We start from the raw sequence: 17,746 nt of genomic DNA, 5'->3' as shown, positions 1-17,746 counted from the left end.
ATTCGCTTGGTAAAGAGCTAGCTGGCTTAGGGTTAAGGGTTAGGTTAGGTGTATAGATATGAAGTTTGATGTCATTAAACTCAGAGATGATAGACTTGTAAAACTGTATACATATATTCTTGATCTTTCACCACAGATAGCATGGAGAAAAAGACCAGCTGTAATTGTTTGCCCTGGAGGATCATTTCTTTATACATCTGATAGAGAGGCTGAACCCGTAGCCATGACGTTTCTGTCTAGGGGGTACCACGCTTTTGTCTTAAGGTATACCACGGCTGATATGGGGGTCAGAAAAGTCTACCCAGACATTATCTACGACTTGGCGAACTCTTTGACCTTAATCCGGGGTCATGCAGGCGAATGGGGGGTAGACCCAGATAAGATAGCTATTATCGGGTTCTCAGCCGGAGGTGCTTTAGCGGCTCTATATAGCGTTAACTGGCATAGGGATTGGCTAAGCAAATCACTTAATATTTCGAAGGAGAATCTAAAGCCAAACGCGGTTATACTCGCTTATCCAGCAGCACTAGACTATATAACCATGTATGAAGCTCTTAAAAGACGTGGTGGCGCAGCTATAGAGGCTTTCCACAGGATAATCTCAGCATTACTTGGCGAAGCAAATATCTCAGTAGAAAAACTGAAAGAAGTTAGCGCTGTGTATTATGTTGATCAGAATACGCCACCAACATTTATATGGTCAACGGCTGATGATAGTATAGTACCTGTTGAGAGCATTCTTACCTATGTGAAAGCTCTTGCAGAAAACGGGGTACCGTTTGAACTCCATATATTTGATAAGGGTGTGCATGGACTGTCGTTAGCTAATAGAACTACTGCTAAAAATCCTGAGCAAATAAACCCACACGTCGCAAAATGGGTTGAACTTGCCTTAAACTGGCTAGATAAACAATTCGAAGCATATCCCTAAAAACAATAACCTAAAATTTAATCATCGAATATTTTATTGACAACTACACGGAAAAATGAAGGGTGAGCTAATTTGCATTGAGTTAAAACCATAGCTTACCTCGGTACCGGCAGTTAATGCAGTTAGATCTAAATACATCACTGTGAGGAATCTGGTGATTGAGAGAACCACTATAGGGATAGAGTTTTCGAGACAAACTTCTCAAGGATAGAAAGTAGAATTATGGACAACAGCTGGCACGGCACAAATCTTTACAGAGCATCATACACGTTGTTACAAATAACACAGTTGTTAACGGTTATGTGAACACAGCCCTTGGAGAATCTTTTTTAACAATACCATTGCAAATAACAGTGCTGTTGGCATTTTCATAGTATATTCCAATAAAAATATCATTTATAACAATTGTTTAATAACATTGAAGATGTTGACATTATCGATAGCATGAACTACTGGAATACCATCCTATCCCCTGGCAAGAATATTGTTAGGGGCAACAGGAGTGGTGGAAACTACTGGGCATCGCCAAATGGAACAGGCTTTAGCTAGGTATGCAGAGATTTTGAGGAGCCTTGTAGAGACAATATAAAGCTTTTTCACTACAAAGTAGTTAAAATACAATGTGCTGGATAGTCTGTGCTGTGAGCTAAGTGCTTTCTTTGGTTTTTCAGAGTCCAATCCTATAGTGAACTATTTTTGTGTGGGGGAGAATAGCTTTAACTGCATCGGCAACATTTTTGTTGTTGTCTTAGATCTTGGTTATTTTGTATTTGTTTTGGGTTTGTGATCTTTTTTGTAGTTTTTTGTGGGTCTGAAGAATATTTTGTTGTATGGTGTTATAGCTTCTTTAAGCTGCTTGTTTGTGTAGTGTTTTTGTTCAAACAAAACACCATCCAAATCAAAAACAGCGCATCTAATCATAATCTCATCCTGTATTCTCTAGAAACATGCTAGCCAAGCACACAAGCCATAATCCTAGCTTTGTCCTAGCAAAGAAGATGCCTAGATAGCTAGGTTCAAGGTGGGCATTGTCAGCAACACCATCTAACATATAAATTAGTCTAGGTGTTCGACAGTCTTTTCTCAATATATTCAGAAAAGCTTACATATGTAGCTGTATGGATAACCACATCAAAGTTTATACAGCCTTCAAAGAATCTGGCGCCCAGCTCTGGCTACAGGTGTACCAGTATTCCTAAGTATATTTAAAACGGTTGCATCAAAGTCCTTCCCAGCTAAATACAAGACTAAGTTATGTCCTATAAGCCCAGCACCATTAATTATCAAAATCTTCATAAATGACCTTTGCCTCTATTCTCGTTAGTTCTACGGGGGTTTAACTTCTCTGAACTTCACATCTGCTATCTCTCCCCCAACACCCCAATTCTCTTTGGGAACCTCGTGGATTATCACCTCAACAGCTTGGGGCGGAATTCCAAGCTCTTCAAAAACCTTGGTTATACCCTTAACTATCCTCTCCTTAGCTTCTCTAGATACGCCACTCCACATATACACAACAACTACAGGCATAGAACAAACCCCCGAAAAGTTATACAAAAACTTTTACATATTTGCACATATTTTTAGTTTTCGTAAAATAAATAATACATAGCTGGAGATTGTTGTTGATCTTACCTTTTTGATATTTGTAGATGTTTCTATGCGCTCAATGAGGGCACAAAAAGCTGGGTCTGGATGACATTTCTAACAGCCTAAAACACTTTAGAATGCTTTGCCTCATACTCTCATACCTGGCTCCCTTTTCTTCTACAAGAGCTAGTGCATAGCTAAAAAAGCCTTATTCTTTGTTGTAAGAGGTAGAACTGTCGCTGATCATAGCTTTCAACAAATTCTTTAAATTCTCAATGCTTTCTTGCGACAATCTTTCCAGCTTACTTATAACAGGTTTAGCTATAGACTCTACATCTATTTCATTGAAACATTTTTCGAGAACCTTCCTCAAACTTCCTTCTGCTAGCTGAAATAGGCATGGGTATTCGCCAACAATACTTTTAATAGCATTTGTTTTAGATGCTATAAATGGTTTTCTAAATCCTACAGCTTCCCATATCGCTGATAACATTGTGTATTCTCTATTAGTTGCCGCTATAACGGCTCTGCTATGCTCTATAACCCATCGATACTGAGGCTCCTCAAGATACCCAGATATCACAACCTTGTCTAGACTAGAAAACTTTTTTAGAGTGTTTTCAACTCTTCTATATAGCCGCATATTTCTTCTAAAATCGTTTGTTATAACGAGCTTGAACTCCTCGGATATTTCTGATGACAAAAACTCTTTAACTATAAAGTCTATGGGCTCGTCTGAAGCCCACGAAGCTGGGAATACAATGTATTTTCCAGGATCCAAACCCTCAACTTGTTTATCAACATCCTTAATGTATTTTGGTATCGGATCATAAACAACAATAGTCTTTTCCTCTACAAGCCCAAGCTTTTCAATAATATAGCTTCTCTGCAAAGGATTGTGAGCAATAACTAAGTCAGCATCTTTAAGCATGTGGTTAAAAGGCTTGTTGAGTACAAAGCCTTTAAAAGATGTGATATAAACAAAGCCTGTATGAACATCGGCAACAATCCTAAAGCCAAGCCTCTTAGAAAGTCTTAGAGCAAGCCAGAGGAGAGGGCCCTGAGGAAGCTGGACAAAGACAACATCAGGTTTCTCACGCTCTAAAAACCTTCTAGTCTTCTCAAATGTAGATAGATATGGGGGTTTATCGGCAAAGAAAATGAGGTTTGCACCAAGCTCTCTAGCTAAATCACGAGACCTTCTACTAAGCTTAGACCAAGCAATAAAAACAATTCCTTGTTTCATAAACACCGCCTAGTGAAACATATAAACAAAAAGCATTTAAAGATACTATGCAATCTAGCAGACATTATCATATTACATCCTCAACGCTTTTCTGATGATAGCCACCTCCTCCATTATCTCTCTCCAACTCTTTCCCGAACGGCGGACGCAACAAGAAGAGGTGCATTTTGAAGTGCCTTGAATACTCCTTTAATGATCTTAAAGCCCTTAAACCTCCGCCACTATAAATAGGCGAAGGATTTGCTACGCATATTATACTAGGCTTTTCTGTAGTGTTGTAATAGCTTTCCATGCCTACAAGACCCTCGTTAGAATTTTCGACAACCTCTCAACGAATTTCTCTAGTGTTAGATCCTTTGCTTTCTCAATAGAATGCCTTGAGAGTTTTTTCCATGTTTTTTCATCTGTTAAGAGCTTTGCTATAGCTTCTACAGCCTCTTCTGGGTTTGTATACCCTAGCGCATATACCCCCTCTTCTGCTAGGTCGCTCCAAGCACCACCAGACTTGTGTAGCACTACAGGTAGGCCTCTAGCCATCGCCTCTGCTATTGCTACTCCCCAATGCTCATTGACCGTTGCATGCAGAAATACTTTTGCATTGTCCATAACCATATTTATTGCGCTTCTTGATGCATTTGGTATTAGATACACATCTGCCTCTGCATCAATATCCTTAGACACCTTGAATCCCATTTCAAATGCTAATTTCTCTAACTTTGCTAGATAATTTAGACTTGTTTTTGTTTTTGCACCTCCAAAAATGTACAGCTTTGTATTTAATGCTTCTCTTCTTAGTTTTGGCAAAACCTCTCTTACAATCCAGTGATACCTTTTCTCTTCTGCAAATCTCCCCAACATAACCACAGCATTCTCTCTTTCACTAAACTCTCTTGGTTTCTCAACAATCTCTACATTTGGTGCTATTGGAGGATTTAAAACTTCTGGACTCTCGCCATAGAGTTGCTTAATGATGTTTGCAGTCCACTTAGAGTTTGCCAAAACGAGTGACGCTACTTGAAATGGATTTTCCCTTAAATATCTTGGCAAAAGCTTTACATACATCTTCCAATAGATGCTAAGTGGAAATTTGCTAAATCTCTCAAGGATATAGGGATCTTCTGTATAGTGAAGCCCAGAACCTTTAAATCTCGCATCTATCGATGCTTCAATTGGCGAGTGGATATATTCGATAAGTTTCACATTTCTCTCCTTTAGAATATTTATAACAGGTCTGTATGTAGGCTCATCAACAAAAACTATTTGTGGAGAAAACCTCTCTACAGCCTTCTTAATAACTCTCCACATCAAAAGTCTTAGATAGATACCGAAAAACCCAATCTTAAAGGGATATAAAGTAATTTTAGGGTATTTATCCAAGAAATTTATCCCAAACCAACTATCATATTCACCAATATCAATACCGCCAATAGATGCCAGAACAGGTTTGAAGCCCATAATATCGAATGTATATGCCGTTGCTGCGCATACAACCTCTCCTCCACCAGGTCTATTCCAAAAGCGATGAGCTATAACAGCATAGCTATCCATATTAAATAACACCCATGTATAACAAAACTGAAGAGGCCAAGGTTTATAAATTTACTAACCTAAAATGCTTTAGTTTAAGCTATATGAATCTGCTATATAATGTTAATATGTAATGCCATGCAGTACAACATCACATAAGCTTCTGTTTCCAAATTTTCTTGTCCTTTTTAATAAGTAAATAATATAATAATAGTAGTACTTGGTGTAGTAAGAGGCTCTTTCTCTCCATATTGTAATGCCTTTGCCTAGAGACTTGTATGCCTTGCTGGAATAATAGATGTAGCCTGGCAAACCAAAAACTACTTTAAGTACTTGTGATAATGATATGGTTTTAAGATTTAACAGCGAGGCTGCTTTCGCCATTGACACAAAATCTTCTTTAGAAAGTCTATCTCCAGCATATCTAAGATGTATGTTGTTTACGTCAATTATAATCCATTTAAAGCCTTTACATTCAACATATCTCTTTATCCATGCATCTTCATATACATGTAGCCATGGGGGCAGCCTAACCCCCTCTATAGCCTCGCGCCTGAGCAAGGTATCATGTAAACCACCTCTAATAGCAAAGTTTTGTATGGCATAGCTTTTCTCTTGAAATCCTCTTGCTGACATCCATTCAATTCTTCCTCGCCAATACGGTGTATAATCTATACCCCAAATTAGCCCAACATCACTTTGTGAGATATGCTGTAGCGCCTTCTCCCACCAGCCATCGCCAAGAACGAAGTCGTCATCTTGGAAAAACAGCCAATCTGCTTTGGTATTCTCAAAGAATATGTCTATAGCTGTTTGCCTAGCAGTCGCTCTTGTCGCTTTGTGATAGCCATAAAGCCTGCTCTTCAACACTATTAGCTCTTTTCCATGCTCATCAGCAAACCTTTTAACAAAATCTCTGGTTCTAGAAGAGATAGAGTCATCGACAAGTATTATGAGTTTATATGGTATCTGAAGAGAGGACTTCCATACCTTGTAAAATGCCTCCTCCCCAACCTTCTCAGTGCTATCCCTTGTAATCATAGACATTACTATATCCATGATGAAACCACACAAGATCATATTATCTATGTGCAATATATAAAGGTTATTCATATGGGCATTGAAGTTGAAGAATTATGAACACATCATAGTATTCTAATCTTCTCTTTAATAGTGATAAAATGTTGATAAGATAAAAAGGTGATTCATATCTGTTTTCTTATGTTTCTCTAAGTCTAGGGTTAAATATTATTTCGGCTCCTAGTGAAAGTAATTGCATAGACAGCATTAATAGGATTATTGTTAGGCCTGCTGGAATGAAATACCACCATGCACCTCTTACATATGCTTGGTATACCTGTGCCCAGTAGAGCATCATACCAAGGGAAACGTGTTTTGTTACACCAACGCCTATTACAGCCAAACCAGCTTCTCCACCAATCCCTGTAGCTATAAATGATGTGAAAGATGATAGTATGAATGCGCCCATGTTAGGTAGTATATCTTCGAAAGCCACTCTTAAGTCGCTGTAGCCTGCAATTCTTGATAGATAAACAAAATCTCTTTCCCTAAAGCTATAGAATTGTGCTCTAATAGCTCTTGCAAACCAGGGCCAGCTGAATAACCCTAATATTGCACCTACGATTTCTACACCTCTTTGTTCTGAGGGAATCATAGATAAGACTAGAATTGCCACTAACCATGATGGTATAGACAAAACTATGTTTGTTAACCCCATTAGCACCTCATCCAAAAACGTGCCTCCTCTCATACCTGAAACAACACCTATGGGTAACCCTATTAGTGTTGCTATCACAGCTGTTATAAAGCCTACGTATAAGGAGTTCCTTATGCCATTAAGAAACATTGCAAACACGTCTCTCCCTAGAGCATCGGTGCCTAGGGGATGCTCCAAAGATGGCGGTAAATCGGCTGGATAATTCCCTATAGCTAATGGGTTTACTCTATATATCAAAGGCCCGATAGTTCCCATAACAAAAAGCACAACAAATATTATTAAGCCCAAGATAAATCTTCTGTTACCCAAAAGGATGTATAATAATGTCATTTTTGGCCTACGCATTGTAGTTTCTAAAGCCATTTCTATCGCCCCCCACCAATTCTTATTCTAGGATCTATAATAACATAGATGAAGTCAACTAAAAAGTTTGCAAGATATGTTGTAGCTATTAAGATCACAAAGATTCCTTGTATAAGTGGGTAATCTATTGATCCTATTGCCATCTGCAAGTAGTATCCAAGACCTGGATAACCAAACACAGCCTCAACCAATGCTTGACCAGCTATTGCAGATCCTAGTGATAGTGCTAAACCTGTTACTTGAGGCAATAGAGAGTTTCTGAGGACGTATCTAAATAGAATTCCATCTCTGGTTCCAAGAGATTCGCTAAATTGTATGTAATCCGAGCCAAGTTCTGGTGTCGCTACGAACCTCATACTCCTCATCCAGCCCGCTATACTAATTATGACAATTGATAGAAATGGTAATGTGTAGTGCCAGAGGAAGTCAGTGATAAATGACAGTGACAATGATGGTGGAATGCTACTACCTCCAAAAGCTGGGAATAATCTCAATCCATATGCAAATACAAATATCAGCATCATTGCAAGCCAATACTGAGGAATGAAAGATGCTATGAATGAATATCCGAGAATAATTTTTTCAGCTGTCTTACCTCGTTTATAGCTAGCATAAGCACCAATATAGTTTCCAAGAGTCCATGACACAATTGTTGCTGGAACCATCAGTGCCAGCGTCCATGGAAGGGCCATCATGATTATGTCTGAGACGCTCCTAGGGAACATTGATATCGAAATCCCAAAATCCCCGACAAAAGCTCCCTTTAAAAACGTCAAAAACTGTTCATAAACAGGCTTGTCTACAGCGAAATAGCTCAGTACTCTCGCATAGACCTCTGGGATTAGTTCAGGGGTCCAGATATATTGGCTAATAATTCTGCCTAATAATGTTGCAAAGGGATTGGCAGGTATGTACCTAGGAAGTAAAAAAACTATTAGCAAGGCAATTATATAAACAAATACGAACATAGCCAACTTTTCTATTACATACATAACCAAAGGACTTCTGAATGCATCACTTATTTTCCTTATTACATAGCTCGTACTTGATACACCCCTTAACCTTTTTAATATTAAGGTTGAGCCACAAATTTAAGATTAAAATTAAAAAATATATATTTATATATTTATTTTCTTTTTATTGTCCATCCTATTGCTATTCCGACTGCTAGAAGCACTACTGCTAACACTGTTGTCATAGTCCAATTTGTTTGAGCTATTGTTGTTGGTGATGCTGATACTATTGTTGTTATTTTTGTTGATAATACTGTTACTGTTGACGGTACTGTAACACTCCTCTCAATTGTTGCTGTAACTGTTACTGTTGGTGTTGGTGTGGCAACGGTCTGTGTTTGTGTTGGAGATGGGGATGTTGCAGGAGGTGTTGTTGTGGCTGGGGATGATGTTGGGGGAGTAGTGGTTGTCGCAGTTGTGACAGGAGTAGTCGGGGATGTTACAGGAGTAGTAGTTGTTGGTGAAGATGGTACTACAGTCCATGTTGTCGATGTGGCATTTCTTATAGCAAGTCCCTGAGCTTTGTAGAAGTCGTACCATCCATGTATTGTTGCACCTCCTTTTGATATGTGTTTTAGATACCACGGCATTTGTGGAGTTTGTCCCTTAGGAACTATTAGGAAGTAGAAGAAGGTTTCACCCCACCAGCATGGTATATACCACCAAGCTCTTTCTGCATTCGGGAACCCGTCCCAGTACTTTGTGTTATACATGTAATACACTATATCGTACATTACTGGTATTGCAGGCAGTCTATCGAATAGTATAACCTCTTGGAATGTTTTCACAACATCTTTTAGCTGATCTGGGAACATGTAGTTGAAGTTCATCTCACTTATAAATGATGTAACATCGTCGTCTCTATAGTTGAACCAGAGAGCCCACTGCTTGTAGTTGTTGTATTCAAATGCGTTTCCATACATGTCTGTAAATGGTGTGGCCGTCCCTATCCCACCGCCTGCGTTTCCGAGGGTTGCCATGAGTTTGCCTGCTCTACGATTCTGATCCCAAACTCTATAATCTTGTGTATCCACATCAACTTTCATTCCAATTTGGTTTAGGGCGTTGGCTATTAGCTGTGCAGCTATCACATAGGTTGTATAGGTTGCTGGAACAGCTATCGTGAACTTCAGCTTTGTTCCATCTGGAAGTTCTCTAATTCCATCTTTATCCCTATCCACAATACCAGCACTATCCAGTATCTGCTTTGCTTTAGTCAAGTTTTGTGCAGGTCTACATGTTGGTGTGCCCCAGTACTCTTTGCATGCATCTGTATTGATGAAGTCTCTTAGGAATGGGTACTGATCATTTAGACCTGTCATAGATGGCTGTACTGTCAAGCCTAGCGCTGCATAGTTTACTATCTGATCCCATGGCATTGCCCATGCAATAGCTCTTCTAACCTCGATTGGCTGGAATATTGAGTAGTTGAAGTTGAAGAAGAGCCACACTGCTCCAGAAGATAGGAAGTATGGCGATTTTTTATACCATGTCCCTATACCTGCAGCAATCAAATCTTGTGGGCGTGGTGCATAACCGAGGTATACATCGACATCTCCACTCTGTAGTGCTGCAACAGCTGTTTGTGCATCTCTGTAGTAGACGAACTTTATGTACTTTGGAGCTGGAAGGCCAAATATATCTTTGCCCCACCAATTGTCAATTCTCTGGTAGATTATCTGTGTTGAGTCGAAGTAGTATAGTTTATATGGTCCTGACACCACTTGCTCATCTGGTTTATCGTTACACCACTTGCTTTTCATTGCATCGCCCATTTCATCAACCTTAGCTTTTAGCACATGGTATGGCAGTGGTCTTACATATATAACTCCTCCTTGTACTACGCTTCTTATTGATTCTCTCTTCGGCATATCCTGACCTGGCCTTCTCCCTATGTAGTATTCAAATGTTTTATCATCTACTGCAACATAGTTGTAGACATTCCAGTCACCCCACCAGCCACCGCCAATTTGTCTGCTGAGATTGAAGCTCCCTATAATGTCTTTAACTGTTATTGGTGTTCCATCACTCCACTTAGCATTATCCCATATTTTTACCCTAGCGACAATGTTTTGGCCATCAAATGTTAGGCTTTGTGCTAGTAGAAATGTCCATGTAAGGTTGTATCCATTTAGAGCAGCTGTTGGAATGTAGGATAGATGTCTCATTGCATCATCAATTCCAACTACTCCCCCAGCAAATGGATTCCAACAAAGGGTTGGGTTTGAACCGGCATATGCTATTACTAGTGTTTGCTCTCTTGGGAGTGTTACTTGGGCTTGGACAATGAAGGTTTTGATTTCCAAGGCAATCAATAATATGAGTATTGCAGATATCATTAGTGCTCTTGACACATCCTTTCTTGAAATACCGAGATATGGCATTCTTCACACCATAAATAAGAAAAATCGTTCTGGCTTTAAAAGTTTTATCGTTCTAGTGCGGTTTAAACTATAAAAACTGTATTTTAAATTATAAAATTGTTTTAAGTTTCTGTTAATCCAATGCCGCTTGCAATCATTTGTAGGTGTTGTAGCTCTGCTTTCTTCATACTAGCTTGTAGTTCGTCTTTGGTGATTTCACCACTATTTATAGCTTTGGCAAGCTCTAGCGCTGTACTGATATCTAGCTTAATTGGGGTGTTTGTTCTAGGATCTGTAAAGGTTGGGATCTTGCCCATTTCGTTGATAATGCTGTAGTATGCATTTAAGTCAATCGAGCCTTCTATATATTTCTTTGCTAGCGCCTTGACAATATTTTTGAGCATCGACTGAACCTCACTATCGAAGAGAACTCCTAGATATGTCTTCACAACAGGATCTAACTTTGATGCTAGTGTGCTGTTATACTTGCCATAGATATTATCAACTAGTTGTTTGTAGTAAACAGCAAATTTGCTGGGGTTGTTAGTTGGGTTTGTCGGGTATTCTCCTCTCCAACGGGTAAGCATGACATCGTTTTGTGCAGCTGTTAACATATATCCTATGAGTCTTGACATTCCTTCTGTAGCCTCGGCATCCGCATTTCTAGCAATACCTGCAATACCTATGCTATATGTTACTAAGCCTCTGGGAACAATTATTGTCAGGTTCTTGCCAAGAGCTGTTCCATCAGCAGCACTACCAAAGTCCATTACAGCCATCATGGTTTTTGAGAATGCAACCTCTGACCTGGCTTCAGGGACGCTTGCTGCCATATGGGAGATGGCAACAAGATATTTTATATAGACCCAGCCCTGCTCCCAACCATAACGCTGAAGAATTGCATCAAACATTGCAATAGTTGGGGTCTCATCAAGGCTACCCCAAACTAAGACATCTTTACCTTTGAGTAAGACCGCGGCGTACTGTGGATTAAGAAGATCTTCAATGGATTGCGGTATACTAACATTTAGCCTTTGTGCTACCCTGGTATTGACAAACCATACATTGTTTGCATAAAACCACATCGCAACCCAACACAGCTTTCCATCATCAGTATAACCCTTAAAGATTTGGGGAAGATTTTGAGCTACCGAAACTACGTATACAGACTCAATGGGCTTGAAAACCCCGGCTTTACATAGCTTGGTGGCATTTTCATAGCTTATTCCTTCTGTCATAAAGCCTGAAACTTCGCCAGACATCGCCAGCTCAGCCCATTTGCTGATATTAAGTTTACTCGATGTGAACTCCATTTTGGTTATTCCAAGAGTTTGTGCGGCTGGGGGTTTTACTATCATAGCCCCTCCCAATCCAACACCACTTTGATAATACATCCACTGCCTAAAGTCATCGATACGCCATTGACTCCATGTAGTCACAATGTATAGTGTATAATTGCCTTTGGCACCCAGTTCAGGTAGTTGTACGACGGGTTTAGCTGCTAGTAGAAGGTATATGACTGATGCAACTAAAATTATTATGATTGCCCAACCAACAATAGTGTCTATATTCTTATTCATTTACAACACACTTCACTTAGCTTTTTCATTATATTACGAACTTTTATAGAGTTTAAAAATATTCATAATGTCGCGCTGAATGCCGTGACAAGATCGTTATATTATGATAGGGGCCATGGCATGGCATCATTTCATTCGTTTTCTACTGCCCAATCTCATCAATAGAGTATCTTTCCCAATAAACATTATTGTTCCTATCACTATAAACATTGAGCCTATATTCATTGTAAATATTGATATCGCTAAATAAGTTACGTTTAATCCCTTAACATACTTTATGAAGTAGTTATACGCTGTTTGAGGGGAGAAGTTTATTCCAAGAACACTTCTTGTATTATTTACTATTGCTATGCCAGATACTGCTAAATAGTATATTGTTGTGTTATAGTTAGATAAAACATTAACTCTGTAGCTACCCTGTGGAAGAACAGCGTCGACTATGAATTGTCCATCTAGATATGGTGTGCTATTAGATGGTGTTATCCCCCCAATTACAGTGTTTGTAGAGGCATTTATGAACTGTATATAGAGGTTGATAGGCTGTTTAATCGATCTAGCTCTAATCGTTATGATTATTGGGTAGTAGGATCTATTCTTAATACTGAACTCCGAGATATCCTTAGCCACCCCTCCAATTAATTCAACATTTCTCACTAAAGAAATATTCTCATAGACTATACGGTATGGAGGAACACCTATCTCTACTTCGCCATAGAAAGACCTAGGAATAGATAATACCGATTCATCAATTATCACATCAATGCCTTTGAAAAGCAGCAACATAAGCCCCCCAATTTCTAGCATAATGCCAACAATTATCAAAACGATTGGTACACCCCCTCCAATAATATTTCTGATGGTACTACCTCTAGATTTTACACGTTTTGACATGGTTAACAGCCACCTTTACAACTCGACTTGAAATATGCATTTAAAAACAGTGTTGAGACTTGTATTAAGTATTGTCTTGATGATATCATGTCACAACATTAAAGTCGCCAGAAAATCGATAATGGTTCTACCACAATGTAAATGTGATACTGGCTTTATTCGATGTATTTGAATCCCATGCACATTATTTCTAAACCTAGACCTAGAATAACTAGAGTTAGCGAGTACATCATAACTGCTACGACTTTTCATTACCATATGATTTTCCTCATATAACACTCTTGGTTGGAGTTTTTGAAAATCTTGACATGATATCACAACTTGTGTACTTTTAAGTGTCCCTATATGCTGTGATACAATGTCATAATCATTTACAAACGATTTGGCGAAGGTTTATAGAGATGGGTTTTACTACTTGTATAGAATGCTGGTTTCTGATGGACTTGTAGGAGTTCTCTCTAAGCAGTATGGTGCTAGGATAGAAGTTGTCTATGGTGAAGAACCTAAAGATGCATACCAAGAGCTAGTCGAGGACTTGGCAGCCACAGTAACATCATTCGCTGGAAAGCTCTACAGTATGAGAAGCCACAGGAAGAAGAAGCTAGTAGAAGACTTCAGAGGACTCCTAGAAGAGGTTGAGAAGAGTGGCTAGAATAGCGAGGACTGTTATCGTTAGAAGTGTTAAGCTCCCGAGAAAAGCATTTAGGGTATTTGCTGAGCTGGAGGGCATGTACTGCAACATCGTTGAGCAGCTAACAATATTTGCTGTTAGAAGCAATGCAAAGAGTTTCACGAGATTAAAAGCTTTGAAGTACCGTGAGGGTGGAAACGCCTCACTCTTGCTGGTAGCCGCGGGGCTTTTTCCACTGTCTGGTGGATGCTTTGAGTCCAAGCCATTCGATTGCTGTTGTGAGCCCCAGTCCTGGTAGGAGGCCTGCGTGACCTAGTGTGTAGGTGTGGACGTAGTGGATGAGGTTATGGTCTGAGAGCCCCACAAGTACGAGGACTAGGTTCAGGAGATAGATTGCTATGGCAACGTACAGGTAGGGTTTGGAGAGTCTGAGAACACCCCACAGAGTTGAGTAGAGTGCTAGATGCACCAGCACCACATAGAACACCCATACAATCGTGTAGACGCCGAGGAGAAGGCCATACCTATTACAGACCAGTGGAGGTTTCTCGCAAAAGCCTTTAGCCTAGCAGTCAACGAGAAGATCACCATATACGATGCACTCTTCATTGTAGCCGCAAAAGAGATGGGAACAGAGCTTGTGACAAGCGATAGAAAACAAGTGGATATAGCTATTGTCTGTGCAACTATCCTCATAGAATATGTCGAATTTTTCTGCTATTCGTCGAACATCCTATTGAAGTTTTGGGTCATTATCCTATCAAGCCAGCTAAGAGCTTCTCCTCTGTCAGGAAACACCCCATTCTATTATGGGATCACTCAATCCAGTTTAACATCGCTCTAGGAAAATAGTTAATGAAACTTAGATCAAATTCGATGAACATTAAAAATATTCTGAACAATGTTTATACCTAAAAACTGCATTAAATAGGATCAACCTATAACATATACGTAAGCTCCACGCCTATCACCATGTTTTTAAGCTTGTTTTCTCTTACCTATCTTCTCGGTGGTTTGAATGGCCTGTACAAAGCCTGTTAAGGTTAAGATGCCTGAGGGTGGAGAGAAGGAGCTTGTTCCAAAGAAGGTCTGGAGCCTGTCTCCAAAGGGTAGGAAAGGGGTTAAGATAGGCCTATTCCAAGATCCAGCATCAGGAAAATACTTCAGAGCAAAAGTACCAGACGACTACCCAGAATGCAGCTAAAACAAAATTTAGATTTAGAAAAGCAAATATTTTTTAATAACGTTCTACAAATATTCTTTAAGGATACCTCCTTGAGGATGGCTAGATTAAACAACATTTTATCTGACATAATCAGAAGTGGTAGGGTTGTTGTTATATCACCTTACAGCAACTTTAACATAGCTTTCTCTATACACCTTTTAGAGGGTTTGGATAATAGAGGTATTGGTGCATGCATAGATTTTGGGGGTTCCAACATCTCAGAACATGTGGTTGTAGATCTATGTGGCGATAGCGAGATTAGAAATGGTCTTTGCATATCCTCTACCAGACAATATCATGTCATAAAAATTGTTGATGAAGCTAGTAATTGTTTTGGTAATGAGGGCACAAACGTGATATGTATTACAAGTCGCTTTGGGAAGAGACCAGGGTTTGAGAAAATGTCTTATGCTGTTTATAGTGTGAGGGGCTGCGGGCCTAATCTATACAGATTATCGAGGATTTCAGGTGGCAGAGAAGAGTTTTACACATTTCTAAAGATTGCTAACTGCAGGGTTGTCGAGTACGAGATTCCCCAAGATCTCCAATACATCATTGATGAGTTGGATGTTATTGTTAGAAACTTTGGATCTGTGAAAGCCTCTGATTTCCTCAAATATGTCTCTAAAAAGTTGAATATGGATAGAGAAAGTGTTTTAAACTTGATTAGGCTTGGCATATCTCTAGGTGTTATAAAATATGAAGGAGGCTATCTATTTGTTTACCAATGAGTTTATAATCTAAAACCATAATATTCTATATCAGGTGTTCGTGAATTGGGTGGAATATTCGCTGCACTATCCCCTAAGAAACTCAATGTTATTGACGTTGTCTCTAAGGGTCTTAAGCTTCTTGAGTACAGAGGCTTTAATGGTAGCGGAATAGCGATAACAGGTGACAATGGCGTTGCTGTATACAAAGATGTTCTGAGGATAGATGGTGTGTATGACAAGTATGGGCTGGGTAGCCTCTCTTCATGGATTGCACTAGGGCATACGAGATATCCTACACATGGCAAGCCACATATAAGCAATACCCAGCCACACACAGATTGCAACAATAGAATAGCTGTAGCTGGAGACGGGGCTATAGCCAACTATGAAATGCTGAAAGACGAGATGATTATGAGGGAACACAAAGTTATTTCTAAATGCGACTTCGAGGTTGTTGCACATATCATTGAGGAGCATCTCAACAAAGGTGAGGACATTTTAACTGCTGTTAGAAACGGTTTGAAGGATGTTAATGGATACTACAGCTTATCTATATTGGATTCGAGGTGTAGATGCATTGCAGCCTATGTTCATGGGCCACCTCTATACATAGGTGTATCCAGCGACTATGTGGTGGTATCATCTGGTAAAGGAGCTATGCATGGACTTGCTGAAAAGTATTTCAAGCTTAATGAAGGTGAAATAGCTGTCGTCAGCGAAGATGGTGTTGTCGTTGAGAATACTAAGGGGTATAGAGTAGATAAGGAGTTCAAACAAATGGATATCGATGCCAGGTATGTTGATAAAGATGGGTATCCACACCACATGCTTAGAGAAATTTATGAGGTTCCAGAATCTCTTTTAAGAACCTTGTATTCTGTTCAAGAGAAATACCTATCTTTTGCAGCCAAGCTTGTTGCAGATGCTGAAAAAGTTTTTATTATAGGCAACGGCTCTAGCCTCTACGCGGCTAATATAGGCTCTTACTACCTCTCGGAATTAGCTGGAATAGCATCTACTGTTGTGAGTGCTGCTGAGTTCCCACTATACCATGTAGATAGTGTTAAGCCTGGAACAGTTGTTATAGCAATTTCACAATCTGGTGAAACAAGTGATGTACTAGCATCTGTTTTCGAGGCTAAGCTAAGAGGAGCAACAATTCTCGGCATCACAAATTATATCGGCTCTAGATTAGCTAATCTATCGAATCTTTACCTACCAATTGGTGCTGGTCCAGAAGTGGCTATTCCAGCTACCAAGACGTTTACATCTACCTTATTGCTACTATACCTCCTTGCATTGAAGGCTGGCGTTGCGAATCATAGGATTGGCAAAGATGAATATGGTGACATGGTTGAGAAGGTTAGAAGGCTTGCTAGCGAATTGGCTAGCTATACAAGTTTTGTTGATGTACAGGTGGGGAATATTGTTAAAAGTATAGCTGGTTGTAGGAGTGGTTATGTGATTTCCAGAGGTATTACATATCCGCTAGCATTAGAAGCTGCACTAAAATTGAAAGAAACTGCGTATATCCACGCTGAAGGTATTGAAGCAGGCGAGTTTAAGCATGGGTCGCAGACAATAATTGAGCAAGGAATCTTCACAATATTTATAATGCCTATAGAGCAACAAGCTTTACAAGCAACCTACGAACTCATATCAATGGCATCAGAAAAAGGCTCTACAACCATTGCTATAGGATTTGAAACCGATTCCAAACTCCGCGAAATGACAAATATTGAAAAGATTCTTATCCCCCCTACACCAAGACACCTAGCGCCAATAGTACTATCACTTCCAATACAGTTTATAGCATATAGGCTAGGTTTAATCTTGAATAGACCTGTCGACAATCCAAGATACCTATCAAAAACCATCCACTAACATATTCCCAACAACACGATATTTTAAAAGAATATAGCGTTATAATGAACA

General features: G+C 39.4%; 17 protein-coding genes and 1 pseudogene. 8 read left to right on the top strand and 10 right to left on the bottom strand.

The annotated features are described in order from the left end of the window. The first annotated feature begins 58 nt into the window (after positions 1–58). Together QW284_04410 and QW284_04405 are read left to right on the top strand one after the other, a co-directional pair. Positions 59–931: an alpha/beta hydrolase gene (locus tag QW284_04410; protein ID MEM0338910.1), complete on the top strand. Its 873-nt coding sequence runs from the start codon at positions 59–61 to the stop codon at positions 929–931. 405 nt (positions 932–1,336) lie between these two features. Continuing rightward, entirely contained in the window at positions 1,337–1,480 is a 144-nt protein-coding gene (locus tag QW284_04405) for a NosD domain-containing protein (GenBank protein MEM0338909.1), read from the top strand. A gap of 777 nt (positions 1,481–2,257) precedes the next feature. Here QW284_04405 and QW284_04400 read toward each other — a convergent pair. From QW284_04400 to QW284_04355, 10 genes are all read right to left on the bottom strand, one after another. After that, positions 2,258–2,461 (bottom strand): 2-hydroxymuconate tautomerase family protein, encoded by a 204-nt coding sequence (locus QW284_04400; protein MEM0338908.1) that lies wholly within the window; start codon positions 2,459–2,461, stop codon positions 2,258–2,260. A gap of 268 nt (positions 2,462–2,729) precedes the next feature. Continuing rightward, positions 2,730–3,767 carry a glycosyltransferase gene (locus tag QW284_04395; GenBank protein ID MEM0338907.1) on the bottom strand — a complete coding sequence of 346 codons (1,038 nt, stop codon included), beginning with the start codon at positions 3,765–3,767 and terminating at the stop codon, positions 2,730–2,732. Positions 3,768–3,834: 67 nt separating this feature from the next. Beyond that, positions 3,835–4,059, bottom strand: a complete 225-nt coding sequence (locus tag QW284_04390; protein MEM0338906.1) for a hypothetical protein — start codon at positions 4,057–4,059, stop codon at positions 3,835–3,837. A 2-nt stretch (positions 4,060–4,061) separates the two neighbouring features. Further along, positions 4,062–5,315, bottom strand: coding sequence for a glycosyltransferase family 4 protein (locus tag QW284_04385; protein MEM0338905.1), 1,254 nt, complete (start codon positions 5,313–5,315; stop codon positions 4,062–4,064). Between the two features lie 102 nt (positions 5,316–5,417). After that, entirely contained in the window at positions 5,418–6,353 is a 936-nt protein-coding gene (locus QW284_04380; protein MEM0338904.1) for a glycosyltransferase, read from the bottom strand. 160 nt (positions 6,354–6,513) lie between these two features. Next, entirely contained in the window at positions 6,514–7,395 is an 882-nt protein-coding gene (locus tag QW284_04375; GenBank protein ID MEM0338903.1) for an ABC transporter permease, read from the bottom strand. A 2-nt stretch (positions 7,396–7,397) separates the two neighbouring features. After that, positions 7,398–8,387 (bottom strand): ABC transporter permease, encoded by a 990-nt coding sequence (locus tag QW284_04370; protein ID MEM0338902.1) that lies wholly within the window; start codon positions 8,385–8,387, stop codon positions 7,398–7,400. Positions 8,388–8,521: 134 nt separating this feature from the next. Beyond that, positions 8,522–10,792, bottom strand: a complete 2,271-nt coding sequence (locus QW284_04365) for an ABC transporter substrate-binding protein (GenBank protein ID MEM0338901.1) — start codon at positions 10,790–10,792, stop codon at positions 8,522–8,524. A 101-nt stretch (positions 10,793–10,893) separates the two neighbouring features. Beyond that, positions 10,894–12,351: an extracellular solute-binding protein gene (locus QW284_04360; GenBank protein ID MEM0338900.1), complete on the bottom strand. Its 1,458-nt coding sequence runs from the start codon at positions 12,349–12,351 to the stop codon at positions 10,894–10,896. Positions 12,352–12,477: 126 nt separating this feature from the next. After that, positions 12,478–13,242 (bottom strand): hypothetical protein, encoded by a 765-nt coding sequence (locus QW284_04355; protein MEM0338899.1) that lies wholly within the window; start codon positions 13,240–13,242, stop codon positions 12,478–12,480. Between the two features lie 466 nt (positions 13,243–13,708). On the opposite strand from QW284_04355, the pseudogene QW284_04350 reads away from it, so the two are divergent. The 6 genes and pseudogenes from QW284_04350 (at position 13,709) to glmS (ending at position 17,695) form a co-directional block, all read left to right on the top strand. Continuing rightward, positions 13,709–13,894, top strand: a pseudogene (locus tag QW284_04350) (IS607 family transposase). Beyond that, entirely contained in the window at positions 13,887–14,171 is a 285-nt protein-coding gene (locus QW284_04345) for a hypothetical protein (protein ID MEM0338898.1), read from the top strand. Before QW284_04350 ends, QW284_04345 begins: the two are co-directional and overlap by 8 nt. 165 nt (positions 14,172–14,336) lie before the next feature. Further along, the gene (locus QW284_04340) at positions 14,337–14,717 is read left to right on the top strand and encodes a type II toxin-antitoxin system VapC family toxin (GenBank protein MEM0338897.1); all 381 of its coding nucleotides are present in this window, start codon (positions 14,337–14,339) and stop codon (positions 14,715–14,717) included. Between the two features lie 174 nt (positions 14,718–14,891). After that, entirely contained in the window at positions 14,892–15,077 is a 186-nt protein-coding gene (locus QW284_04335) for a chromatin protein Cren7 (GenBank protein MEM0338896.1), read from the top strand. Positions 15,078–15,148: 71 nt separating this feature from the next. Further along, positions 15,149–15,829: a hypothetical protein gene (locus QW284_04330; protein ID MEM0338895.1), complete on the top strand. Its 681-nt coding sequence runs from the start codon at positions 15,149–15,151 to the stop codon at positions 15,827–15,829. 45 nt (positions 15,830–15,874) lie between these two features. Beyond that, positions 15,875–17,695, top strand: coding sequence for a glutamine--fructose-6-phosphate transaminase (isomerizing) (gene glmS / locus QW284_04325; GenBank protein ID MEM0338894.1), 1,821 nt, complete (start codon positions 15,875–15,877; stop codon positions 17,693–17,695). Positions 17,696–17,746 lie beyond the last annotated feature (51 nt).

This window comes from Ignisphaera sp. (assembly GCA_038735125.1).
Taxonomy (GTDB): Archaea; Thermoproteota; Thermoprotei_A; order Sulfolobales; family Ignisphaeraceae; genus Ignisphaera.
Note: the sequence above shows the minus strand (reverse complement) of the source record. Positions and strands in the feature narration are given on the sequence as shown.

Coding starts and splice junctions, on each gene's coding strand:
- QW284_04410 (MEM0338910.1), top strand. CDS start 59: ATGAAGTTTGATGTCATTAAACTCAGAGATGATAGACTTGTAAAACTG.
- QW284_04400 (MEM0338908.1), bottom strand. CDS start 2,461: ATGCCTGTAGTTGTTGTGTATATGTGGAGTGGCGTATCTAGAGAAGCT.
- QW284_04395 (MEM0338907.1), bottom strand. CDS start 3,767: ATGAAACAAGGAATTGTTTTTATTGCTTGGTCTAAGCTTAGTAGAAGG.
- QW284_04390 (MEM0338906.1), bottom strand. CDS start 4,059: ATGGAAAGCTATTACAACACTACAGAAAAGCCTAGTATAATATGCGTA.
- QW284_04385 (MEM0338905.1), bottom strand. CDS start 5,315: ATGGATAGCTATGCTGTTATAGCTCATCGCTTTTGGAATAGACCTGGT.
- QW284_04380 (MEM0338904.1), bottom strand. CDS start 6,353: ATGGATATAGTAATGTCTATGATTACAAGGGATAGCACTGAGAAGGTT.
- QW284_04375 (MEM0338903.1), bottom strand. CDS start 7,395: ATGGCTTTAGAAACTACAATGCGTAGGCCAAAAATGACATTATTATAC.
- QW284_04370 (MEM0338902.1), bottom strand. CDS start 8,387: ATGTATGTAATAGAAAAGTTGGCTATGTTCGTATTTGTTTATATAATT.
- QW284_04365 (MEM0338901.1), bottom strand. CDS start 10,792: ATGCCATATCTCGGTATTTCAAGAAAGGATGTGTCAAGAGCACTAATG.
- QW284_04360 (MEM0338900.1), bottom strand. CDS start 12,351: ATGAATAAGAATATAGACACTATTGTTGGTTGGGCAATCATAATAATT.
- QW284_04355 (MEM0338899.1), bottom strand. CDS start 13,242: ATGTCAAAACGTGTAAAATCTAGAGGTAGTACCATCAGAAATATTATT.
- QW284_04340 (MEM0338897.1), top strand. CDS start 14,337: ATGCACCAGCACCACATAGAACACCCATACAATCGTGTAGACGCCGAG.
- QW284_04335 (MEM0338896.1), top strand. CDS start 14,892: ATGGCCTGTACAAAGCCTGTTAAGGTTAAGATGCCTGAGGGTGGAGAG.